We start from the raw sequence: 23,292 nt of genomic DNA on the forward strand, positions 1-23,292 counted from the left end.
GTTTTATGCCTGATACGGCATAAAACGGCGCGGCCGGTATTGTTGGGACAGGCCAATCGACCGTACCGTTTCTCATCTCTCATCTCTCATCTCTCCCTACGCATGCACCGTCATAACGGGCGGAGTAGCGTGCAGGGCGACGTCTTCGGAGATGCTGGCCTGGAACAGGTGGCTGAGCGCGGAACGACCGTGGGTGAGCATAACCACCAGATCGGCGTGGGCCTGCTCGGCGAAGCGCGGGATGCCGGTGCTGGCCCGGGGCGCGTCGAACACTTCGGGCTCGTAGTGGCGGAAATCGTGGCGGTCGGCAAACCCGTGGATGGCCGCCAGGGCCTGGTCGTGACGGTCGGCGGAGGGCACTACGTCGAGGAGGTGCAGGGTGGCTTCGGGGAACAGGGCCAGCAGCTGGTGCAGGCCGGGAGCCACCAGATCAGCTTCGTCCGAAAAATCAGACGCGAATACCAGGTGGCGCACATCGAAATCGGGGGCCGGATGCTTCACGGTAAGCACCGGGCAAGAAGCCACGCGCATAATCTGTTCGGTGCTGGAATTGAGGAAAAACCGCGTCCAGGAGGTATGCTCGTGGGCGCCCATGACCACCAAATCAACCTCGTGCTGCGCAATGGTATCGAGTACGGCCGCTTCCAGGTCGGTGGTGAGCACCAGCTCGCGCACCGGCACCCCAGGAGCTACCCGGTGGGCCTGGTCGATGAGTTGGTGCATCCGGCGCTTGGTGGCTTGCAGGGTCTTGAGCACGTACACGTCGTTGAGGCCGTGGCTGCCCACCAGGCCGCCGGCAGTGGCAATGTGCGAGGTAACGGGCAGCTCAATGGTGTGCAGCAGCAGGAGCTGCCCGCCGCTGCGTTGGGCCAGTTGGAGGGCGGCATCGAAGGCGTACTGGGCTTCGGGGGAGAAATCGGTAGGAACCAGAATGTTTTTCATGATGGTAGGGCTAGGGAGTGGAAGTGCGGCAGAGTGGTAATCAACAGAGAACTAATGAGTTAATTTAGCCAAAAAAAGCTGAATAAGCAACCCCGCCCACCGGCAACTCTTGGCCAGCGCTGGGTGCGGGCCGCGGTTTATAAGGGTGCCAGCGCGTGGAATTAGCGGGGCGGCTGGTTACTTTGTGCGCGTTGGATGGTTAACAGGCCTATGTCGGAAAATTCAGGAGTGGTGGTAATCGGGGCCGGGCTGTCGGGCCTGGTGGCGGCGCGGCGGTTGGTAGCCGCCGGCCAACCTGTGCGGGTGCTCGAAGCCCGCGACTTAGTGGGCGGACGCACCCGGGCCGTGGCCGCGGTACCTGGCGCCGGCCTCGTCGATGTGGGCGCTACCTGGGGCTGGGCCCACCACCCGTACCTGATGGCTTTGGCCCGGGAGCTAAGTATTGCCCCCTTCGAGCAGTACAGCGCCGGGCATCTGGCCTACGAAACGGGCGGCACCGTGCACCGGCTGGGGCAGGCGTCGGGCTCGGCGGGCTACCTGCGCTTTGGAGGCGGCGCGGCCGTGGTGGCCCAAACCGTGGCAGCAGCCCTGCCAGCGGGCACCATGCAGCTCAATACCCGCGTAACCCAGCTCCGGCAGGTGGCGGGTGGGGTAGAAGTGGAGGCTGAAGAGGGTGGTCAGCTGCGCACCTACCACGCTGCCGCCGTAGTGGTGGCCTTGCCGCCACGGCTGGCCGCGCACAGCCTGCGTTTCGAGCCCGAGCTGCCGGCCGCCGTGCGGGCCGCCCAGCAGGCCATGCCCACCTGGATGAGCCACGCCATGAAAAGCGTCATCACCTACGAAACGCCGTTCTGGCGCGGCCAGGGCTGGTCGGGGTTTGCGGTGAGCCAGTTGGGCCCGCTCACCGAAATCCACGACGCCACCCCGCCTGAAGGCGAACCCGGGGTACTGTTCGGTTTTTTTGCCGGCCCCCACCCGTTGCGGAGCGCCGTGCCCGCCGCCCGCGAAACGGCGGTAACAGCCCAGCTGACAAGGCTATTTGGCCCGCCCGCTGCCCGCCCGCTGGCCTACCAGGAGCTCGACTGGACCCGCGAGCCATTCACCAGTACGCCCGCCGATGCGGCTCCGCCGCTGTCGGTGCCGTTGCAAGCTCCGGTGGAGCTGGCCACGCCGCTTTGGCAGGGCCGCCTGCTTTGGGCGGGTGCCGAAACCGCCACCGGCGAATGGGGCCGCCTCGATGGCGCCATCGAGGCCGGCGAACGGGCGGCGCGGCAGGTGCTGGCCGGGGCTGCGGTTACCCAGGGCTGAAGCCCTGGGTAACCAGTAAGAAGCTGCTGCGTAGCCTTAGGTAGGCTGCGTGCCGATAAATGTTCAATTACCAGAATCCAGCCTCAAAAACTCAGACCCGAATTATGCCACAGCCTCTCGAAAACGCCACGTTTACCAATTCCTTCGTTGATGAGCTGGCCGGCGACCCTTCGCGCGAGAACGTGCCGCGGCAGGTGCCGGGCTACCACTACTCGCCCGTGGCCCCTACGCCGGTGGCCGCGCCCCGGCTGCTGATTTGGTCGGAGGAAATGGGGGCGGAGCTGGGGCTGGCGCGGCCGCCGGAGCAGGGCGCGGCCACGGAACTGCTGGCCGGCAACCGCGTAGCCGACTCCATGCGGCCCTACGCGGCCCGCTACGGCGGCCACCAGTTCGGCAACTGGGCCGGGCAGCTCGGCGACGGGCGCGCCATTTCGCTGGGGGAGCTGCCGGGGCAGGATGGGCTGCGCTGGGAGGTCCAGCTAAAAGGCGCCGGGCCCACGCCCTACTCGCGGCGGGCCGATGGGCGGGCCGTACTGCGCTCTTCGGTGCGGGAGTTTCTGTGCTCCGAGGCCATGTACCACCTGGGCGTGCCCACCACCCGGGCCCTGAGCCTGGTAAGCACCGGCGACGCAGTAGTGCGCGACATGTTCTACGACGGCAACGCCCACCCCGAGCCGGGGGCCGTGGTGGCCCGGATAGCGCCGTCGTTCGTGCGCTTCGGCAACTTCCAGATCCTGCTGGCCCACGATGAACCCGAGAACCTGCGGGCCCTGGCCGACTACGTCATCCGTCAGCACTTCCCCGAGCTGGGCGAACCCGCGCCGGAGGTGTACGTAGCCTGGCTGGCCGAAATCAGCCGGCGTACTGCCGAAATGGTGGCTCACTGGCAAACGGTGGGTTTCGTGCACGGAGTCATGAACACCGATAACATGAGCATTTTGGGCCTGACCATCGACTACGGCCCCTACGGCTGGCTGGAGCCCTACGAGCCCGGCTGGACGCCCAATACCACCGACTTCACCAACTACCGCTACGCTTTCGGCCAACAGCCCCGTGTAGCGCTCTGGAACCTGACGCAGCTGGCCCAGGCCCTCACGCCGTTGGTGCCCGACCCCGAGCTGCTGCGCCCGGCCCTCAACCAGTTCGTGGCCACCTTCAACCGCGCCCACCACGTGCGGCTGCTGGCCAAGCTCGGCCTCACGGCCTCCAACGATGAGGATGCTGACAAGCAACTCGTGGGGGCGCTGCTGCCCGCCATGGAAGCCGCCGAGGTGGACATGACCATCTTCTACCGCCAGCTTGCTCACCTCACGCCCCGCCTGCTGGCTGCTTCCGAGCCGGTAGAAAGCCTGGGCCGTGAGCTATTGGCCGCCGCTTCTTATGCCGCGCCCGACGACGCTGCCTCGGCCTCGTTGCTGGTTTGGTTGGCGCAATATGCCGCCCGGCTGCGGCAGGAGCCGGCCACTCTTGAGGCCATTCGGGCCGGCATGCTGGCCGTCAACCCCAAGTACGTGCTGCGCAACTACCTGGCCCAGCAGGCCATCGAAGCGGCTGAGGCCGGCGACCTGGCCCCGCTACATACCCTGCACGAAGTGCTGAAACGGCCCTTCGACGAGCAGCCCGAACAGGAGGCCCTGGCCGCCCGCCGCCCCGAGTGGGCGGCCACCAAGCCCGGCAGCGCTACGCTCTCGTGCAGCTCCTGAACTCGCCGTTGCTATATTGGCGCGACGTGCTCACGTTTGCCCGCTACGGCAACCCCGAGCCTTCGCGCCGGCTAGTGCTGCCCGAAGCCGAATGGGCCGCCCGGCTGGGTCCGGCGCGGTTTCGGGTGCTGCGTGAGGCCCGCACCGAGCCGGCTTACCGCAACGAGTACTGCCGTGCCTACGCGCCCGGCTGCTACGTCTGCGCCGGGTGCGGGCAGGTGCTGTTCGCCGCTGAGGCCAAGTACCACGCCATTTCCGGTTGGCCCAGCTTCACCCAGCCCGCCGCTCGCGCCGCGCTCAGCTTTCATTTCGATGACAGCCACCACATGCAGCGGGTGGAAGTGCGCTGCAACGTGTGCGCGGGCCACCTGGGCCACGTTTCGGCCGACGGGCCGGCGCCAGCCGGGCTGCGGTTTTGCATCAACTCGGCGAGCTTAGTGCTGGAGTAGCGGCGCGGGTAGCTTTCCCACGAAGGAAGTGCGGAGCCGTTCAATTATGCTCCGTAGCTCATTGGTTACCGTGGGGTAACCAATGAGCTACGGAGCAGCTGTAAAAATCAAATGAGGCTTCGGCGTGCCGGTTTCGTATAGCCGTAGTTCCTGCCCCACCACTTCGTAGCGGACGGTGCGAGGAAAAGCCGCCAGATAACAGGTTTCCAAGTCTTGAACGGGGCAACCGATTCGAGTAGCCGCTTGCTGACTGATGGACAGCTTGCCGGGTGAGGTATTCAGGCTGTAGGTGCCCACAAATGAATTACAGGGTGTCAAGCCACTGGTCGTGTTATCGGTGCCGAACTGCACGTATGTACGGTACGAATCACTGTAGCTGGACAGGGAAATCGAGAAATCATCGACCTGGGAGAGCATCCAGCGGGTCTGCTGAAGCGGTGGGGTCGGTTGCACATCCTTCTGGCAACCACTTAACACAAACAGAACGACAGCCAAGAGTAGGAACGGGCGCATGAGTCGATGGATATATCTATGGAGGCAGCTAATGTAAGAAGCAGCGCGAAACCCCTGCTTCATATGTCCTCCGACGGTGCTGATTTGGCTTTGGGCAGGTGTTGGCAGCGGGGGCGCAGGGAGGATTTGGGCTGAAATTCAGCAAAAAAGGCTGATTTCACGTATTCTCGGGTTCTACCTGAGTTTCTGCTATGTCTGAATCAAAACCGATTACCCAACCCGATACCACCACCGGTTTTGTGCGCGTGCGCGGGGCCCGGGAGCACAACCTCAAAAACATCGACGTCGATATTCCGCGCGATGCGCTGGTGGTATTTACCGGCGTATCGGGTTCGGGCAAAAGCAGCCTGGCGTTCGGCACGCTCTATGCCGAGGCCCAGCGGCGCTACTTGGAGTCGGTGTCGCCCTACGCGCGGCGGCTGTTTCATCAGATGTCGGTGCCCGAGGTAGATGCCATTGAGGGCCTGCCGCCGGCCGTAGCGTTGCAGCAGCAGCGCGGCACGCCCACCACCCGCTCGTCGGTGGGCTCGGTTACCACGCTTTCCAACCTCGTGCGGATGCTGTACTCGCGGGCAGGCGACTACCCTAAGGGGCAGGGTATCATCTACGCCGAAGCCTTTTCGGCCAACACGCCCGAGGGCGCCTGCCCCACCTGCCACGGCCTGGGCCGGGTGTACGAAGTCACGGAGCAGACCATGGTGCCCGACCCCACGCTCACCATCCGGGAGCGGGCCATTGCGGCCTGGCCCCAGGCCTGGGGCGGCCAGAACCAGCGCGACATTCTCGTGACGCTGGGCTACGACGTGGACACGCCCTGGCAGGACTTGCCCCAGAAGCAGCGCGACTGGATTTTATTCACCGACGAGCAGCCGGTGGTGCCAGTGTACCCCGGCCTCTCGCCCGAGCAAACCCAGCGGGCCCTCAAGCGGAAGGCGGAGCCAAACTACATGGGCACCTTTACGGGCGTGCGGCGACACGTGCTGCACACCTTCGCTAACACCCAGAGTGCCCTCATGAAAAAGCGGGTGCAGCAGTACATGCTGGGTACGGCCTGCCCTACCTGCCACGGTAAGCGCCTGCGCCGCGAGTCGCTGAGCGTAACCTTCGCGGGCCTCGACATTGCCGATTTCTCCGCTTTGCCCCTCAAGCGGGTGGTGGAACTGCTGCGGCCCTACGAAACCGGGACTGAAACCGGCCACGCCCGCCACGAGGCCGCCCACCCCGAGCAGGTGGAGGCTGCCCGCCGCATTGCCCAGGACCTGCGCGCCCGCCTGGCCGTGCTGCTCGACCTGGGGCTCGGGTATTTATCGCTCGAAAGAAGTACGCCCACCTTATCGCCCGGTGAGCTGCAACGGCTGCGTTTGGCTACCCAGCTCTACTCCAACCTGTTCGGGGTGGTGTACGTGCTCGATGAGCCCTCGGCCGGACTGCACCCTTCGGATACCGAAGCCCTGCTCGCGGCCCTGGCCAGCCTCAAGCAGGCCGGCAACTCCCTGTTTGTAGTCGAGCACAACCTCGACGTGGTGCGCCAAGCCGACTGGCTGGTAGACGTGGGCCCCCAGGCCGGGGAGCAGGGCGGCGAAATCCTGTACAGCGGTCCGCCCGAGGGTTTACGGGAGGTAAAAGAGTCCCAGACCCGCCGGTTTCTGTTCCGGGAAGACCACGAAGCCGCGCCGGCCGCCGCGCCCCGGGAGCCCACCGGCTGGCTGCAGCTCGAAGGCGTGACCCGCAATAATCTGGCGGGCCTCGCGGTGCAGTTCCCACTGGGCGTGCTGACTACCGTGACGGGCGTGTCGGGTTCGGGCAAATCGAGCCTCGTGGGCCAAGTGCTGGTGGAACTGGTAGCCGGACAGCTGGGCCAGCGGGTGGAAGCCGAAACCGAAGAAACCGACCTGCTAGAGCACGTGGAAATCGCCGCTACTGAGGGCCGGATTGTGGCCGGGCTGGAACACATCCGGCGGTTGGTGCGCGTGGATCAGAAGCCCATCGGGCGCACGCCGCGCTCCAACATGGCCACCTACACCGGCCTCTTCGACCACGTGCGCAAGCTGTTCGCGGCCACGCCTGAGGCCCGCAAGCGCCGCTACGATGCCGGCCGGTTCAGCTTCAACGTTGCCAAAGGGCGCTGCGAAAACTGCCAGGGCGAGGGGTTCGTGATGGTGGAGCTGCTGTTTCTGCCCAGCGTGTACGCGCCCTGCCCGGTGTGCCACGGCGCCCGCTACAATGCCAAAACCCTCGAAATTCAGTATCAGGGGAAGAATATTGCCGAGGTGCTGGCCCTGACCGTGGACGCCGCCGCCGGGTTCTTTGCCGACGAGCCGCCCGTGCACCGGGCCCTCACGGTGCTGCGCGAAGTGGGCCTGGGCTACCTGCGCCTCGGCCAGCCGGCCACCGAGCTGAGCGGGGGCGAGGCCCAGCGCATCAAGCTGGCCACCGAGCTGCAGCGCACACAGCGCGGCACCACCCTCTACGTGCTCGACGAGCCTACCACGGCCTGCACCCCGCCGACGTGGAAAAGCTGCTCACCCAGCTCCAGGGACTGGTTTCGGCCGGTAACACGGTGGTAGTAGTGGAGCACGACATGCGCGTAGTGGCGGCTTCCGACTGGGTAATCGACATGGGCCCCGGCGCCGGCGACGAGGGCGGCCAGATAGTAGCCGAAGGTTCGCCGGCCACCGTGGCCAAGTCGAAGGCCAGCAAAACGGCCCCGTACCTGCGGCGGTTTCTGGAGCGGGAGCTGCGCTGAGCAGTGCGGCCAACTGCCCGACTGGGCTTTGGCCGGGAAATTTTACGCCGTAGTTGGCTGGGAAATGACGACCTTCCGGAACTCAACCGTACCCGGCTGTAATTCGGCCCCGCCGGGGCCAGCTACGGCCCGCGCCTGGGCGGAGTGGCTTAGCGCCCGGCCTTCCGGCCCCGCGTCCCGTTTTTGGGCTTTCTCTCCATGGAATCTGCTTATCAACCCCCGGCCGAACTGCTGGCCAAGTTTGGCTTTCGCAGCCATGCCTCCCCGGCGGGGCAAATCCGCTACAGCCGCCCCAGCGAGGTCGGCCAGGAAACAGTAGTGCTCTACGCCGACGGCGAAATGACGCTGCTCGAAGCCGTGAACGGCCAAATGCTCTACTGTTTCCAGGGCCGCGTGGCTTCCGAAGCAGAACTACGGGTATTGCTGCGCCAGGTAAACTGGCCCGCCGAAGTATCTGGCTGACTTCCGGTGCCGGTTACCGGTACCGGTAGGCCGAGCGCCACCGAAACATTACGACCTCCAAGGTGATTTTCTATTTTTTTAAGCTTGCTCAACTCTTCTCCCTTGGATCAGGACCTTCAACTCAGCTTAGCCAACAACGCCAAGGAATGGCTGGCGCTTTCCCTCTCTATTTCCTCGGCCGAGAAAATAGCCTTCGATAAAATCCACGACGGCTTTTTTACCATGTACGGGGCTGATTTCATGACCCACGTGTACCGCATGACGTTCGAGCAGACCCTGAAGGAACTCCCGGAAGCGGAGCGCACCCATCTGCTGTCTTGCTTCAAGAAAGCTATGGATAAGGCCATCGACGAGCACTACTCCGTGCAAAGCCTGTAGAAAGCCCGCCCGGGGCTTTCGTGGCCGGTAGGCCGAAGCTGGCAGGCTTCGAGCCATTAGCCGCGCGCTGGCCACTATTCCCAGGCCCCCAGCAGCCGGCGCACCAGTACGATCTGGCCCACGTGATAGGCGTTGTGGTCGGCGATGAGCAGGGCTTCGCGCAGCAGGTTCTGGCCGGTGCCCTGGGGCAAGGGTGCGAGCAGGTCGGGGGCTTGGCGCAGGTGTTTCAGAAACCGGGTGCGGTCGGCTGCTGCCAAGTAGCCGCGTCGGCGGGCGGGGTGGGAGCGGGCCAGTAGCCGGCCGGAAACTCGGGCGACTTGTGGGCCGGGTTCAGGCAGAACTCCACGATGTCCCATTGGGCAATGCGCAGGTGCTCGGCCAGTTGCCAGATGGTGTGTGGCAGCCCCGGTGCGGCGGTATTCATTAGCGCCGGCGTAAGGCCAGTGCAGGCATCTTCGAGCGAGACGTGGGCGTTGCCTTCGGTGAGCAGAAACTCCAGCTCATCGAGTAGGGGAGTGGGGGCGTCGTTCATGGGGAGTTAGGTTGGCTGCGTTGTGTGGGGCAGTTTGTTGAAAATCAGTGCTTCAGCACTGGCAGGGACGCAATTTGGGGGACTGGCTTCGAAGCTGCGCAAAAGCACCTACGCCGCCCTAGCCGGCGCCGACAGCGTAACCCGGCAGGTAGTGCAGGGGGAACTGCCGGAAATGCAGCTGGCCGGAAAGCTAGCTTTCTGCCGGCAGCAAACGGTGTTTTCCAACATTTCCCACCTCAACAAAACGCTCGGCGCAACGAGTATTCAGGGCATTGCGGGCTACCCGATGCTCAGCTAGTACCGCACTACCATCGATTACGTGAACAAGCAGCTGATACTAACAAAACGGTAGTTGCCGGCCAGCGGGGCGTTGCAGAGGATCAGCCGCTCAGCAACACAACCCAGCAACCGGCATAGGAAGTCGATTTCTAGAAGGCACAGGATAAGGAAACCGGTGGTTCAGGTAGTGGCAGGTACTTCGGGGGCAGCGGCCACGGCCGGTACGGCGGGCGTCCGGCGGCGCAGCAGCCAGGTGCCGGCCAGCAGGGCCAGGGCTACCAGGCCGCCGTACAGAAACGAGCCGGTGGCAAAGCGCGTCCCCAGAAAGCCGGCCAGCGGGTAGGCGAAAGCCCACCACAGGTGGCTCCAGGCGAAGTGCGCCCCGTACACGCGGCCCTGAAACGCCTCGGGCGTCTGTTCGGCAATAATGGTTTGGGTGGTCAGGTTCACCCAGTTCTGGCCGGCCCCGGCCACCAGCCACAGGGCCAGCAGCGGCCAGAGCCCGGCCCGGTTGGCGGGCAGCACGGCCAGCGTGGTGAGCAATGCGCCGATGAGCACGAACGTGGGCCGGGCCAGGCGCTTGTCGAGCACGCCGGTGAGCAGCGCGGCCACCGTGGCCCCCACGCCAAAGGCCGACATCACCCAGCCATAGTACGTGGTGTCGAGCCCCAGCTGACCTTTCACGTAGCCCACGGTATTCACCAGAATCAGGGCGCCGCTCACGGCGGCCACCAATTCCAGCAGCAGCGCGTAGCGCATCAGGCCATTGGCCCACAGGCGCCGGGTGCCTTCGAGCAGGGTTTGCAGGTTTACGCGGGGCACTTCGGCGCCGGGCTTGGCCTGGGCGGCTTCGGCCTCGGGACTTTGCAGGCGGCCGGGCAACGTGAGCACCAGCGCCGCCGACACCAGGAACGTGGCGGCATCCAGAAAAAAGATGTTGCGGGCCCCCATAAACGCGGCCACGGCTCCCGCCAGCCCCGGCCCCAGCACGCCCAGCAGCTCGTAGGTCGCGCCCGAGAGGCTGATGGCCTGCGGGAATTCTGCGTCGGTGGTAACGGCCGGAATCACGGCCTGGAACGTGGGCGTGAAAAAAGCCGTGAAGGCATTGACCACAAACATGAGCGTGTACACCTGCCACACTTCCGTCACGAAGGGCAGCAGGGCAATAACGCCCATGCGCACCACGTCGGCCACCACCAGAATGGTTTTGCGGTTGAGGCGGTCGGCCAGCACCCCGGCCAGGGGCGAGAGCAGCACGAAGGCCGTCACGCGCAGCGTCAGGGCAAAGGCCAGGATTTGGGCCGAGTCGTTGCCGCCCAGCTCGAAGGCCAGCAGAGCCAGGCCCACCCACGTCAAGGCATCGCCGAGCAGCGAAGTAGTTTGCGCGGCGTAGAGCCGGGCAAATACGGGGTTGCGCAGGCTTCGGAAAGGGGTTGCCAGGGAGGACATGGGCATGTATAGACGAAAGAACAGGCAGGAAAAACGCGGCCCCATGGGCCGGATAAAAACGGCGGCTACTCTTCTTCTTCGGCGTTTTTCATCTTCGCCAGCAGCGAATACGCGCCTTCGGTCACGAAGGTGGTTGTGGCCGGCAGGTCGGCGGGCAGCGTCACTTCGGTGAAGCCGTCTTCGCTACGGCCGGTGGGCAGGGCCACCATGCGGTAACGACCCGCCGCTTCGGCCACGAAACCGTAGCTCTGGCCCTCGAAGCGCACCAGCGCCGCGTTGGGCAAAGCCATGACGTCGGCGCGGCCGGTTTCGATGATGGCCCGCACGTAGAGGCCCGGCAGCAGGGTGGGGTCGTTCTCCTTGTCCAGGTGGCCGTGAACGCGCACCGTGCGGTCGGCCCCAATAGCCTGGGCAATAAGGTAGACGCGCGCCGTGCGCTCCTGGCCGCCGCTGGCCGAGTCGGCGGGTAGCGAGAACCGGATGAGCTGGCCCTTCTGCAGCTTGCTCACGTCCTTCTCAAACACGGTCAATTCGACGTGCAGGTGCTCGGGGTCCACGATTTCGAACAGGGTTTCGGTGGGCGTTACGGCCTGGCCCACGGTCACGTTCACCGTTTTCACGAAGCCGGCCCGGGGAGCGCGCAGCGGGGCCGTACTCACGATGCGCCCGCCCACGGGCAGGCCCGCCAGCCGCAGCCGGGCGGCCTGGGCGTTGGTTTGCACGCGCAGGGCGTGGTAGTCGGCCTGGGCCCGCTGGTAGTTTTTCTGGGGGGCTACTTCCTGCTCGTACAGCTCTTTTTGGCGGGCCAGCTCGGTGCGGGCGTATTCGAGGCGGGCGCGGGTTTCGAGGTAGTCCTGCTGGAGCTGCACAAAATCGGGGTTGCGGATGGTGGCCAGCACCTGGCCCTTGCGCACCCGCGTGCCTTGCAGCAGCTCGGTGTTTTCCACGAAGCCGCCCAGCGGCGCGGTAATGGCCACGGAGCTTTCCGGCGGCACGTCCAAGGTGCCCGTCACGGCCAGGCCCGTGCCCATCGGGCGGGAGCTGATGCGGCCGGTTTGCAGGCCGCCGGCCTGCTGCTCGGCGGGCGAGAGGATTACAACTTCCGGGTCGGCCTCGGCGGCTTCGCCAGGGGCTTCGCCGGCCGTTGCTTCCAAGTCTGTCGAGGCCGCTGCATCGGTTTTAGAGTCGCACCCGGCCAGGCCGAGGCCCAGCAGCAGCAGCAGAAATATAAAGGGAGTACGCATTGTTTAAGTCAGAAGAGGAATACCCTACTGCGCGGCGGTGCCGAGCAGGTAGTCGAGTTCGATGATGGTTTGATTATGGGCCAGCAGGGCATCGAGGTGGGCGGTGCGCAGGCGCAGCGCCCGGTCGAGGTTGAGCAGGTATTCGGAGTAGCCCATCTCGCCCGCTTTGAAGGCGCGGGTGCTCAGGCGCACGATGACGGCGGCCTGGGGCAGGCCGGTCTGCTCGTAGAACTGCACCCGCTCGGCCAGCTCTTGGCGGCGGCCCTGCAGCTCGTCCACGCGGGCAGCCAGCTCGGCCTGGTAGCGCTGGGCTTGAGCTTGGGCCACTTTTTCCTGGAGGCGAGCAGCTTCCACCCGGGCTTTCTGCGGGCCCCTAATCAGGGGCAGCGCCACGCCGGCCGTCACGCCCTGGAACCGGTCGCCGCCGCCGTAGTAGCGTTCCGGCCCGCCCACGCCGCCCACGGTCTGCGGGCCAATCAGGCTTTGGTTGAAGTAGCCCAGCGTGAAGCTGGGCAAGCCCTGGGCCTGCTCGGCCTGGGTGGCGGCCTGCCGTTCCAGCACCTGCTGCTGCAAGACCCTGGCTTGGGTGTTTTGGGCCAACAGGGCCGTGTCGGGCCCGGCCGCCGGGGTAGCGGTGGCGGTGAGTGGACGCAGCACGCTGTCGGCAATAACGACCCCGTCGGGTTGCTGCAATAGTGCCTGGAGCTGGCGCCGGGCCACAGCGTAATCGGTGCGGGCCTGCCGCAAGTGGGCTTGGGTTTCGCCCTGCTGCACCAGGGCGGTGGCGGGCTCCAGGCGGGCCACTTCGCCGGTTTTAAAGCGCAGGTTGGCCGCCCGCAGAAACTCGGTATAAAGGCTGTCCTGCCCGCGCAGCACCCCCAGGCGGTGGCGGGCGTGCACGGCCTGCTCGTAGCTCAGGCGCACCTGCCGGCGCAGCTCGGCCTGCACCTGCGCTAGCTCCAGCTCGCGGGTTGCAACCCGCGCATCAGCCAGGCGGGCCTGGCTGCGGTACACGCCGGGCAGGCTCAAGGGCTGGGTGATGCTGATTTGGTTGTCGTTGCGGTAGGAGTTGAACTGGCCGTAAGAGCCCTGAATGGTAGTGCGTCCCAGCACGTCCAAGGCCCCGCGGCGCACGGCCTGCTGGGCTTCGAGCGCCCCCCGGGCGGCCGTCACCGTGCCGTTCGTTTGCAGGGCCTGCGCAACGGCCTGGGCGGCGGAAAGCGGCGCTTGCTGGGCCTGGGCGGCGAGCGGGAGCAGCAGCAGAAGTAGTATGGCCAGGCGTTTAACTTCACCCCCGTCCCCTCTCCGCGGGAGAGGGGAGCCAGCCGATATTAATGAGAAATCGTCAGGCTCCCCCTTCTCTTTTGGAGAAGGGGGCCGGGGGGATGAGGTTTCCGCCAGCGCATACAGCACCGGCAGCACCAGCAGGGTAAGCAGCGTGGCCGTGAGCAGCCCGCCAATTACTACCGTAGCCAGGGGCCGCTGCACTTCCGAGCCGGCCGAGGTGCTCAGGGCCATCGGCAGAAAGCCCAGTGAGGCCACCGTGGCCGTCATCAGCACCGGCCGCAGGCGCACTTCGGCCCCGAGTCGGATGCGCTCCACCAAGTCGGTCACGCCTTCGGTTTTGAGCTGGTTGAAGTAGCCGATGAGCACGATGCCATTGAGCACGGCCACGCCAAAGAGGGCAATAAAGCCCACCCCGGCCGAGATGCTGAACGGCATCCCGCGCAGCCATAATGCCAGCACCCCGCCGATGGCGGAGAGCGGAATGGCCGTAAAAATCAGCACCGACTGCTTGAGCGAGCGGAAGGTAAAGAACAGCAGCACGAAAATGAGTAGCAGCGCCACCGGCACTGCTATTAAGAGCCGGTCGGTGGCCTGGCGCAGGTTCTCGAACTGGCCGCCGTAGGTGGCGTAGTAGCCGGGGGGCAGCTTCAGGTCCCGGTCCACCCGGGTTTGCAGCTCCTGCACCACGCTTTCCACGTCGCGGCCCCGCACGTTAAAGGCCATAGTGATGCGGCGCTTGGCGTCGTCGCGCTGAATCTGGTTGGGCCCGTCGACCAGGGCCACGGTGGCTACTTGCTCCAGCGGCACCTGCGCACCGCCCGACGTGGCAATGAAGAGCTGCTTCACCGAGTTAATATCCTGGCGCAGGTCGGCGCGCAGGCGCAGCACCACGTCGAAGCGGCGTTCCTGCTCGAACACCTGCCCGGCCGTCTGGCCGGCGAAGGCCGTTTGTACGGTGCGGTTCACGTCCTCCACGTTGAGACCGAACTGGGCGAGGCGGTTGCGGTCGAGCGTCACCACAATCTGGGGCAGGCCAGTTACTTCCTCGGCGTAGATGTCTACCGCGCCGGGTACTTTGCGGGCCAGCGCCGCCGCCTGCCGGGCGTAGCGGCTGAGCTGCTGCAGGTCTTCACCGTAGATTTTCATCACCACATCCTGCTTGGCCCCGGTGCTCAGCTCGTTGAAGCGCATCTGAATGGGCTGCTGAAAGCTGAAGGTGACGCCCGGAATCACACCCACGGCTTCCGCCATTTTCGCGGCTAGCCCTTCCTGGGTGTCAGCCGAGGTCCACTTGTCCTGGTCCTTTTCCAGCACGATCATCAAATCGGCCGCATCTACCGGCATGGGGTCGGTCGGGATTTCGGCCGAACCAACCTTGCCCACCACCTCCTTCACCTCCGGAAACTGCTTCAATAAGATGCGCTCGGCCTGTTGAGTTTTGTCGGCCGTGTAGCTCAGCGAGCTGCCCACCAGCGTGCGCATTTCGACCGCGAAGTCACCCTCGGCCAGCGTGGGAATGAACTCGCCACCCAGCGTGCTAAACAGCAGCCCGGCCCCCACGAGCAACGCCACTGCCGTGCCCAGCACCAGCACTTTGCTGCGTAGCGCCCACAGCAGCACAGGTTCGTAGAGGCGGGTGAAAAAGGCCATCATCCGGTCCGAAAAGTTCTGCTTGGGCTGGGTGTTACGGCTGAGCGCCAGCGCCGACATCATCGGCACGTAGGTCAGACTTAGAATGAAAGCCCCCAGAATGGCAAAGGCCACCGTCTGGGCCATGGGCCGGAACATCTTGCCCTCGGTGCCTACCAGGGCCAGTAGGGGCAGGTACACGATGAGGATGATGATTTCGCCAAACGCGGCCGAGGAGCGGATTTTGGAGGCGGCCTGGTAGGTTTCCTCGTTCATCTGGTCCTGGTTGAGGCGGGCGGTAGCGGCCAGCGTGCCGCCGTGCAGGCGGTGCACAATGGCTTCCACGATAATGACGGCCCCATCCACGACCAGTCCGAAGTCAATGGCCCCCAGGCTCAGCAGGTTGCCCGATACGCCGAACACGCGCATCAGGCTGATGGCAAACAGCATAGCCAGCGGAATAACCGAGGCTACCACTAGGCCGGCCCGCCAGTTGCCCAGAAACAGCACCAGCACCAGAATCACAATCAGGGCCCCCTCGGCCAGGTTCTTGGTTACGGTGCCAATGGCCCGGCCCACCAGCTCGGACCGGTCCAGGTACACATCGACGATAACGCCCTTGGGCAAGGATTTACGAACGGTTTCCATGCGCGTTTTCACGGCCTGAATTACTTCGTTGGCATTGGCACCCTTGAGCATGAGCACCACGCCGCCCACCACTTCGCCTTGCCCGTTGCGGGTCATGGCTCCGTAGCGCACGGCCGAGCCGATGCGCACCTGGGCCACGTCGCGCACCAGCACGGGCTGGCCGCTGGCGGTTTTGCGCACCACGATGTTGCCCAGGTCGGCGGGCGTGGCGGCCAGGCCTTCGGTGCGGATAAAGTAGGACTGCGGATTGACGTCCAGGTAGGCCCCGCCGGTGTTCTGGTTGTTGCGCGACACGGCCTGGTACACCTCGTCCACGCTCACGCCCAGGGAGCGCAGCCGGGAGGGGTCGAGGGCAATTTCATACTGCTTGAGCAGGCCGCCGAACGAACTGACGTCGGCCACGCCGGGTGTGCCCAGCAGCTGCCGGCGCACCAGCCAGTCCTGCATGGTGCGCAGGTCGCGGGCGTCGTGCTGCTGCTCGTAGCCGGGTGCGGGGCGCAGCACGTACTGGTAAATCTCGCCCAGGCCGGTGCTCACCGGGGCCAGCGTGGGCCGTCCGATGCCCGGCGGAATCTGGTCCTGCGCTTCCTGCAGGCGCTCGGATATCTGCTGGCGGGCCCAGTAGATATCCACCTTGTCCTGGAAGACGATGGTGACTACCGACAGCCCGAAGCGCGAGAACGAGCGCACTTCTTCCAGGTCGGGGATGGTGGCCACGCTCTGCTCCACCGGAAACGAGACGAGGCGCTCGATGTCGCTGGCGGCCAATGAGGGCGCTACCGTGTACACCACCACCTGGTTGGTCGTGATGTCGGGCACGGCATCGATGGGTAAATGCTTCAGCGAGTAGCTGCCCCAGGCCACCAGGGCCAGGGTCAGTAGCCCGATGATGAGCTTGTTATGAATGGAAAAATGAATCAGCCGGTCGAACATCCGCTGGGTTGGGGGTTAGGTCTAACGCTTTCAGTGAAACCCTGCGGCGCGGCGGCCCCGGCCCAACGGGCGCAAGTGGCGGCGACATGACCCAGCTAGGCACGACTACGCCCTTAGTCTGACTAATCGAACGCTACAAAGCATCCGACGGCCCAGTGGGGTCAGCAGGAAAAAGAAGGGGTTAAACCCAGGGCGGCTGCCACACGCCGCCCGGCATCCGGGTCGGTGCTTGTTCTACCAGCCGGGCCCGGCGTGGGGCCCGCAGCCAGGCCAGCCCCGGGGCGCCGCCAACAGCGGGGCCGGGGCGCCGGGGCTACAACGCCAGCGCAGCAATGGCACTGGCACAACGGGGAGCACCAGTCGGCGCGGCTGGCCCCGGCCAGGTCGGAATGCGTTGCGGTTACCGTTGGCCGGCCCGCCGGTTCTACGCACGCCACGGCCCCGTCGGTGCACGGCAGGCACGAGAGGCAAGCGAAATAAAGCGAGAACAGGAGGGGAAGCAGCCGCATCAGGGCAAAGGTACGCAACGCCGGCGGGTTGGGTTAGTCGACTATTGCGCGGCCGGCTGACCACGCACGGCCGCTTCCGCCGCCACCATGTCTTAGCGGTACCGCACCAAAAGCGGCGTCAGGCCCAGCCCGTTAACGTAGGCGCGGGATATGCCGGTGGGGTTGGTGCTACAGAGGGGTAACCTCATACCGGGTAAAAGGAGTACACATTGTTCTATGAAACAACTTCTGCTCGTTCCGCTGCTCATTTCTCTTCTAGCTGGCTGTCAGCCTGGTTCTGACGCCGCGCAGAGTTCCCCAATAACCGCGACTGCGCCTAGTGCCATGCCCGGCCCAGCCCAGCCAACGCAAAGCGCCGCATCGCCGGATACGGTTTCGGCAAGCCCGCAGCTGCTGGCCCTGACCTCGAATGCGCTACAGCTGGTGAGCCAGCCGACGGGTTCTACCCGGGAGATACCCTTTGGCATGCCGCAGCGGGAGCTGATGGCGATAATCGGCAAGGTGCTACAAGCTGAGCCCAAGAGCGTCGGGATTAATACCGAATGTGGGGCTGGCCCCTTGAAAATGGCTTCGTGGAGCAACGGGCTGACCTTGGTATTTCAGCAGAACAAAGCCCGTGCTGCCCGGGAGTGGCAATTTGTGGGCTGGTACGCGGGGGCGGCCAGTGGCGCAACGCCCAAAGTAGCCACCATGGCCGGGGTCGGTATTGGCTCCACCCGGGCCGAATTGGAAGGCGCCTACGTCATCAAGGTTTTTGAATCGACGTTGGGGCAGGAGTTTTCTACCACTTCCGGCCTGTACGGGCTGCTGGATGGACCCGGAAAGGAGGCCGTTATTACCAGCTTGTGGAGTGGCACAAGTTGCAACTTCAGGTAGACTGGAGTAGCCTAGATTGGAAGCGGAAGTTTCTGCTAAGGGAATAAAAGAGGTCGGATACGACTTTCTGGGCCAATTTCACCAACAGCTCGTCTGCAAAATTGCCGTGTTCCGAGGTTGCTCGCTTTCCTGAAACCGTTGGGGCAGATCTGGCATGTGGTCATTTAGAAAAGCAGTATTCAGGGTAAAAAACTGATAGCCTTTTTCCGGAAAATACAACGGCTGAAATCCAGCCCGTGCTCAACTGTTGTATCCCCTGTACAATGCAGGAAGAAGCCAACCGCACCACCCGGCAAGCAGCGCAAATGATACCCGAGGCAGCACTTGCATCGGCGTAACTCTTACTGCGTGGCACCCCGATATTGCGTCGGGACATAGCTGCGACTTTCCTTTTGCATGCTACCCATCAGTTTGCTGAATGAATATCTCGGAAGCGCTTAACTGCGTTTAGATAATTTTCCGCTGCCTCAAAGCAAGAACTCTACCGCCCGCTCGGGCGCGCTAGGCAGCGGTTTCCTGATTCCTTACCTAAAAGTATTCCGATGAGAAAATCGACTATCCTTTTGCTTTTCAGTAGCTCTTGCCTCCTGCAACTGGGTGGTGCAAGTTGCACTACCAAGCAAAGCCCCGACGAAGCAGCCGCTACTGAGCGCACCGGAACGGCATTTTTAGCCGACGATACTCCGGCCGACGATACCCCCAGAAGCACGGCCTCAGCGGGTATTGGAAACTTTGTGAAGGCCTCCAAGGCGGCAACGCCCGCAGTCGTACACATTAAAACGACCTATAATGCTCCCGCGGATTCTGATGTCGCGTTTGGTCAGGCGTACGGCTCCCCTCCCGGGGGCAGCCAAGCCATGGGCTCCGGCTCCGGGGTGCTTATCAGCGGCAACGGTTACATCGCCACCAATAATCATGTGGTAGAAAATGCCACTACAATCACCGTGGTTTTGCCCGACAACCGGCAGTTTGCGGCGGAACTGATTGGCCGGGACCCGAATACCGACCTGGCGCTTATCAAAGTCAAGGCCGACAACCTGCCCAGCATCAAACTCGGCAACTCCGATAGCGTGCAGGTGGGCGAATGGGTGGTAGCAGTGGGGTATCCCTTTTCGCTCAATACCACTGTCACGGCCGGTATCGTTAGTGCCAAAGCGCGTAGCATCGGCATTATCAACCGCCCCAGCCGTAATGGCAATGCCGGGCCCACGGGTAACCTGGGGGTGGAGTCGTTCATCCAAACCGATGCGGCCATTAACCCCGGCAATAGCGGGGGTGCCCTGGTAAACACAGATGGCGAGCTAATTGGCATCAACTCGGCCATTGCCTCCCAGACGGGCAGCTATGCCGGCTACGCGTTTGCCATCCCCGTGAATCTGGCCAAGAAAGTTCTGGGAGATTTGCGGGAATATGGCGCAGTAAAACGCGGGCTATTGGGCGTGTCTTTCCCGTCGCCTACTGCCGAGGCGCAATTCTTACAACAGCAAGGGCTCCAGCCGGGCGTCGTGAAAGGCGTTTACATCACCGGGGTCCTCGGCAATAGCGCCGCCGCCGCCGCCGGCTTACAGGAGGGTGATATTATCCAACGCATCGACGGCATGCAGTTGAACTCGTCCGCCGAGTTCTCCGAACGGATAGCCCGACACCGTCCTGGTGATGTTGTTAAGCTGACCTACTTACGGGACAGCAAGACCCGCTCCACCTCGGCCACGTTGAAAGGAGAGGAGGCCCCGGCAACGGCCAAAAGCAATACCGATCTGGATAAGATCTATACGAAGCTCGGGGCCAGCTTCTCGCCCTTGCCCAGCTCGCTCAAACAACGGCTGAATCTACAGGCCGGGGTGCTGGTAGCCGCCGTCCGGCAGGGTGGCTTCTTCGACCAGATTGGCATCCCGAGCGGAACCATCATTGCCTTCATCAATGGCAAATCCATTCAGAATCCCCAGGATATTGACCGCGCCTTACTCTCGGCCCAAAATGGTATGATCCAGATGCTGGCTATTGCCCCGGATGGGTCGCGGGTGGTGTTCAACTTCTCGCTCGGAGCGTAAGCCCCCGACTCCTTCCTCCGGCCGCCCGAACCGCCCGAATTACCAGTACACCACCTCCGGGCCGGCCAGATACTCCTTGTTAAACTGCTTTAGCTACGCCCAGACCAGCGCGGCGGCCATCAACTACGTTCCCTAACCACGCAACCCGCATGGAAACGCCCCTCATCGACTTGCAATATCCCATCGGCAAGCCTCCCGTGCTGCCCGAACAACCGCTCACGGCCACCGAGCGGGCCGGCTACATCGAGCAGCTGGCGGCGCTGCCGGCTCAGCTCACCGCCGCCGCCCGGCAGGCCGGGGGCGTGCGGCTGGAGCAGCCCTACCGCCCCGGCAGCTGGAGCGGCCGGCAGGTAATCCATCACGTGGCCGACGTGCACCTGAACTTCTACCTCCGTTTCCGGCTGGCCCTCACCGAAGACAACCCCACTATCCGGGCCTTTGATATCAACGCCTGGGCCGAATTGCCTGACAACGACGCGGTGCCCGTTACGGTGTCGTTGGCGCTGCTGGAGGCGCTGCATTCGCGCTGGGTCACGCTGCTCTGGCACCTCACCGACGAGCAGTGGCAGCGCACCTTCTACCACCCGCTCTACGACCGGACCTACTCCCTCGATCAGGCGCTGGTGCAGTACAGCTGGCACGGCCGCCACCATCTGGGGCACATTGGGCTGCTGGCGGCGTAGTGGTGCCCCAGCCCACCCCGGTAGCTGCCGGGGCGTTTTTTGTTACCTTTCATCGTTGTCTGACTTAGGAATTTGCCACTATGAACACTGCCACCATCCACGAACATATCGGGCTAAACCCGCAGGTGCGGTTCGGCAAGCCCATCGTGAAGGGTACCCGCACAACAGTAGCTGAGGTGCTGGAGATGCTGGCCAACGGCATGAGTGCGGTCGATATTGCCGAGGACTTCCCGGCCATCGGGCCGGAGCAGGTGCGGGCCTGCCTGCTCTATGCCGCCTACAAGGAAAGCGTGGTGCTGCTTTCAGTGGCCTAAGCTCCCACGGGTCGCCCCGGGCAGCCGGCGGAGCTGGCCGCCATCTACGTGCTGCTGGCCGATTCGCAGTCGAGCTACACCACCGGGCAGGTGTACGGGGCCATGGGCGGCAACGGTACGCCGTAGCACCTCACCCCCCCGGCCCCCTCTCCTCCGGGAGAGGGGGAGCCTGACGATTTTTGGAATAGAAACGTCCCGGCGCGGTTGCGGCGGGACGTTTCTATTTCTACACATACAACCGTTATCTACTATTTGAAAAGTTTATCGAAAAAGGGTGCATGACGGCTTGTGGAAAATTCTAATAGCTTTCTAAAAGTCATGACTTCTATATGTAAATTGGTTTCTGGTGTCATTTTAAAGTAAGTTCCAAAAGGAGTCGCTTTCCATCCCTTATTTCTATTATATCTAACTAATTGTTCAGGAATGTTGTCTACAATTATAAACCCAAATTTAGGTGTAGTTTCTTTGACATTTACTTGATTTCCTTTCCAATTTTTTTTCACAGATTCATAAAGAAATTTATCAAAATATGGTTCGATTAAATCCGAAAACTCCCAAGTAAAATCCGTTTTTCTCTTTTGATAAGCAATATCGCCAGGACGCTTAAATTCAAATATCACTAATGAATTTACGTCTCCACTATTCTTGTCTCCAAAGCTGATTGGATTATCGAACATTTGTTCAGGCTCGGTGTATATTGAATTATCTATAAGTAATAAGTCAATTTCTTTGCTACTTTTTATTTGTGAGTATGATGTAATTGGCTTATCTGATGCTATGAATTTATAAGATATAAACCTTTCATCTAAAAGCCACAGATTGTGATTCTCATACTCCAAATCGCCATTAGTTAATCCCAAAGGAAAGATAATATTATGAATGTCCTCTTCTAACTTATAAGTCCCTTTTTCATCAGCATCAAGAAACTTGTCAAACAGTTGAAGTATTGCTTTGCGTCTAGTCATATAATCTGCAAGACTGTCTACATCATATGCAGTCTTATCTCTTATATCATTTATAATTTCGCTAATGGCTTTCTCATTGATTGTTTTATTGTCAATAAAAGATTGTATATTCTTGTCAATTTCTTTTCTTGCTTCATATGATATTTTATACAAAAATTCTTCGAGTTTATCCTCCGATAGATTGGGTGGTATAGATTGTAAAATTGATTCATTCTTTAAAAAACTATTATATCTAGGTGCCTTTACCTTTATATAGTCTTTTATAAATCGAATATTTTTGGCTTTGGCATCTTTCACAAATGTATCGTATTCATTCTCGATTATTAAGGATATATTTTCTTCTATCTCTTGAAATGAAATTATATTATTTAACCCAAATAAATTATCTTCATTTTCTTTGGGAATTGTAAAGCCATTTCTAGTTCGATATGTCTTCAAATCTAAGTAATCTGATACTATATAAATATCAAAGAAATAGCTTATTCCATTTATGAGTATTGGATAGCTGAATATGCTGTTGATATGTTTTAAATTTCTAGGGCTGCCGACTGTTCTATTATTTGCGCAATAATGAACGTAGTTATTTCTTCTATTTCCTTCCTTATGTGTCTTTGTGATATAAATCTTAAATTCATTATTTTTTATATAGAATGTTCTTTCTTTGTCCTTTGATACTTTTTTAAATAAGTCATTTAAGCTGATGCTTTTGCTATAATGTATGTCATTTAAATATATATTCGGCAAGCTTCCGCTTAAATAATATATCAAGCAGTGTTGCATAATAGCCTCAGCAACTTGAGTAGCAGACATTGCTGAAGCTTGGAGAAGATGGGTGTTATTGCAATTATTTATCGATACCGTGGTGGTGTAAATATTGCTTTGGGTCTCTTTAAGGCTTATATTCTCTACTTCCTTGTCTGAAGTAAACTTGAATTTTCTATTGTACCACTTAGAATCTTCTTGATATGTACTATCAACTATGTATTCCTCGTATGCCGCAAGAACAGTGAATCGGCCAACCCCCTTGCACCCATAATCTCTGTTAACTTGTGAGAATGGTGTTTGGAACGAGTTGTAATTTTTTGAGTCGAAGCCTACGCCATTATCCGTTATTCTAAATGATATTATACTTTTATAATCATCAAATGTTGGATTGCTTATAGATGGACCTCTATCTATCTCTATTTTAATTTTCCTCTGCTGGCTTATTAGATCTGTTTTTTGTAGACTAACTATAGAATTAACGACACATTCCATTAATGGTAATAAAACATCATCATTTGTTAAATCTACAGTTTCAACAATATTTTTTACTGGCACTTCCATTTTGTGAGGATTTAAGATAAGAGATTTGTATCGTTCGTAAATGCGGTTTGAGAGACATCACAAGTT

At 61.2% G+C, this 23,292-nt stretch carries 19 protein-coding genes and 1 pseudogene; 11 read left to right on the forward strand and 9 right to left on the reverse strand.

The annotated features are described in order from the left end of the window. Nucleotides 1–96: 96 nt before the first annotated feature. Nucleotides 97–942, reverse strand: a complete 846-nt coding sequence (locus CDA63_RS04965; protein WP_088463351.1) for a universal stress protein — start codon at nucleotides 940–942, stop codon at nucleotides 97–99. Nucleotides 943–1,152: 210 nt separating this feature from the next. Between CDA63_RS04965 and CDA63_RS04970 the strand changes: the two genes are divergently transcribed. The 3 genes from CDA63_RS04970 (at nucleotide 1,153) to msrB (ending at nucleotide 4,402) form a co-directional block, all read left to right on the forward strand. Then, nucleotides 1,153–2,250 (forward strand): flavin monoamine oxidase family protein, encoded by a 1,098-nt coding sequence (locus tag CDA63_RS04970; RefSeq protein WP_165768196.1) that lies wholly within the window; start codon nucleotides 1,153–1,155, stop codon nucleotides 2,248–2,250. A 104-nt stretch (nucleotides 2,251–2,354) separates the two neighbouring features. Then, complete coding sequence (locus CDA63_RS04975; protein ID WP_088463353.1) at nucleotides 2,355–3,953, forward strand: protein adenylyltransferase SelO; 1,599 nt, start codon at nucleotides 2,355–2,357, stop codon at nucleotides 3,951–3,953. Beyond that, nucleotides 3,941–4,402 (forward strand): peptide-methionine (R)-S-oxide reductase MsrB, encoded by a 462-nt coding sequence (msrB, locus tag CDA63_RS04980; RefSeq protein ID WP_242434547.1) that lies wholly within the window; start codon nucleotides 3,941–3,943, stop codon nucleotides 4,400–4,402. Before CDA63_RS04975 ends, msrB begins: the two co-directional genes overlap by 13 nt. Before the next feature lie 87 nt (nucleotides 4,403–4,489). Here msrB and CDA63_RS04985 read toward each other — a convergent pair whose 3' ends face one another. After that, nucleotides 4,490–4,915, reverse strand: coding sequence for an META domain-containing protein (locus CDA63_RS04985; protein WP_165768197.1), 426 nt, complete (start codon nucleotides 4,913–4,915; stop codon nucleotides 4,490–4,492). A 191-nt stretch (nucleotides 4,916–5,106) separates the two neighbouring features. Between CDA63_RS04985 and uvrA the strand changes: the two are divergent. From uvrA to CDA63_RS05000, 3 genes and pseudogenes are all read left to right on the forward strand, one after another. Then, nucleotides 5,107–7,661: pseudogene (gene uvrA, locus CDA63_RS04990) on the forward strand (excinuclease ABC subunit UvrA). 198 nt (nucleotides 7,662–7,859) lie between these two features. Continuing rightward, the gene (locus CDA63_RS04995; RefSeq protein ID WP_088463356.1) at nucleotides 7,860–8,123 is read left to right on the forward strand and encodes a hypothetical protein; all 264 of its coding nucleotides are present in this window, start codon (nucleotides 7,860–7,862) and stop codon (nucleotides 8,121–8,123) included. A gap of 102 nt (nucleotides 8,124–8,225) precedes the next feature. Then, a complete protein-coding gene (locus CDA63_RS05000; protein ID WP_088463357.1) occupies nucleotides 8,226–8,501 on the forward strand; it encodes a hypothetical protein in 276 nt (91 codons plus the stop codon). Between the two features lie 74 nt (nucleotides 8,502–8,575). Here CDA63_RS05000 and CDA63_RS21245 read toward each other — a convergent pair whose 3' ends face one another. Next, nucleotides 8,576–8,758, reverse strand: coding sequence for a hypothetical protein (locus CDA63_RS21245; protein ID WP_242434548.1), 183 nt, complete (start codon nucleotides 8,756–8,758; stop codon nucleotides 8,576–8,578). Further along, a complete protein-coding gene (locus tag CDA63_RS05005; protein ID WP_242434549.1) occupies nucleotides 8,728–9,033 on the reverse strand; it encodes a hypothetical protein in 306 nt (101 codons plus the stop codon). Before CDA63_RS05005 ends, CDA63_RS21245 begins: the two co-directional genes overlap by 31 nt. 37 nt (nucleotides 9,034–9,070) lie before the next feature. On the opposite strand from CDA63_RS05005, the gene CDA63_RS05010 reads away from it, so the two are divergent. Continuing rightward, entirely contained in the window at nucleotides 9,071–9,331 is a 261-nt protein-coding gene (locus CDA63_RS05010) for a hypothetical protein (protein ID WP_088463358.1), read from the forward strand. Between the two features lie 161 nt (nucleotides 9,332–9,492). On the opposite strand, the gene CDA63_RS05015 is transcribed toward CDA63_RS05010, so the two are convergent. From CDA63_RS05015 to CDA63_RS21840, 4 genes are all read right to left on the reverse strand, one after another. Further along, the gene (locus CDA63_RS05015) at nucleotides 9,493–10,767 is read right to left on the reverse strand and encodes an MFS transporter (RefSeq protein WP_199797495.1); all 1,275 of its coding nucleotides are present in this window, start codon (nucleotides 10,765–10,767) and stop codon (nucleotides 9,493–9,495) included. A 59-nt stretch (nucleotides 10,768–10,826) separates the two neighbouring features. After that, nucleotides 10,827–12,005: an efflux RND transporter periplasmic adaptor subunit gene (locus CDA63_RS05020; RefSeq protein WP_088463360.1), complete on the reverse strand. Its 1,179-nt coding sequence runs from the start codon at nucleotides 12,003–12,005 to the stop codon at nucleotides 10,827–10,829. A gap of 24 nt (nucleotides 12,006–12,029) precedes the next feature. Next, nucleotides 12,030–16,502: a CusA/CzcA family heavy metal efflux RND transporter gene (locus tag CDA63_RS05025; protein ID WP_088463361.1), complete on the reverse strand. Its 4,473-nt coding sequence runs from the start codon at nucleotides 16,500–16,502 to the stop codon at nucleotides 12,030–12,032. Nucleotides 16,503–16,663: 161 nt separating this feature from the next. Continuing rightward, nucleotides 16,664–17,011, reverse strand: coding sequence for a DUF6660 family protein (locus CDA63_RS21840; RefSeq protein WP_394335382.1), 348 nt, complete (start codon nucleotides 17,009–17,011; stop codon nucleotides 16,664–16,666). A 216-nt stretch (nucleotides 17,012–17,227) separates the two neighbouring features. Between CDA63_RS21840 and CDA63_RS05030 the strand changes: the two genes are divergently transcribed. The 4 genes from CDA63_RS05030 (at nucleotide 17,228) to CDA63_RS05045 (ending at nucleotide 20,935) form a co-directional block, all read left to right on the forward strand. Then, complete coding sequence (locus CDA63_RS05030) at nucleotides 17,228–17,887, forward strand: hypothetical protein (protein WP_126546741.1); 660 nt, start codon at nucleotides 17,228–17,230, stop codon at nucleotides 17,885–17,887. Between the two features lie 857 nt (nucleotides 17,888–18,744). Further along, nucleotides 18,745–19,938: a trypsin-like peptidase domain-containing protein gene (locus CDA63_RS05035; protein WP_199797496.1), complete on the forward strand. Its 1,194-nt coding sequence runs from the start codon at nucleotides 18,745–18,747 to the stop codon at nucleotides 19,936–19,938. A gap of 149 nt (nucleotides 19,939–20,087) precedes the next feature. Further along, nucleotides 20,088–20,621 carry a YfiT family bacillithiol transferase gene (locus tag CDA63_RS05040; RefSeq protein WP_088463364.1) on the forward strand — a complete coding sequence of 178 codons (534 nt, stop codon included), beginning with the start codon at nucleotides 20,088–20,090 and terminating at the stop codon, nucleotides 20,619–20,621. An 80-nt stretch (nucleotides 20,622–20,701) separates the two neighbouring features. Continuing rightward, nucleotides 20,702–20,935 carry a DUF433 domain-containing protein gene (locus tag CDA63_RS05045; RefSeq protein ID WP_088463365.1) on the forward strand — a complete coding sequence of 78 codons (234 nt, stop codon included), beginning with the start codon at nucleotides 20,702–20,704 and terminating at the stop codon, nucleotides 20,933–20,935. Between the two features lie 248 nt (nucleotides 20,936–21,183). Here the strand turns inward: CDA63_RS05045 and CDA63_RS20335 are convergent, their stop codons facing one another. Beyond that, the gene (locus CDA63_RS20335; protein WP_126546742.1) at nucleotides 21,184–23,226 is read right to left on the reverse strand and encodes a hypothetical protein; all 2,043 of its coding nucleotides are present in this window, start codon (nucleotides 23,224–23,226) and stop codon (nucleotides 21,184–21,186) included. Nucleotides 23,227–23,292 lie beyond the last annotated feature (66 nt).

The organism is Hymenobacter amundsenii, from assembly GCF_002204745.1.
GTDB lineage: Bacteria > Bacteroidota > Bacteroidia > Cytophagales > Hymenobacteraceae > Hymenobacter > Hymenobacter amundsenii.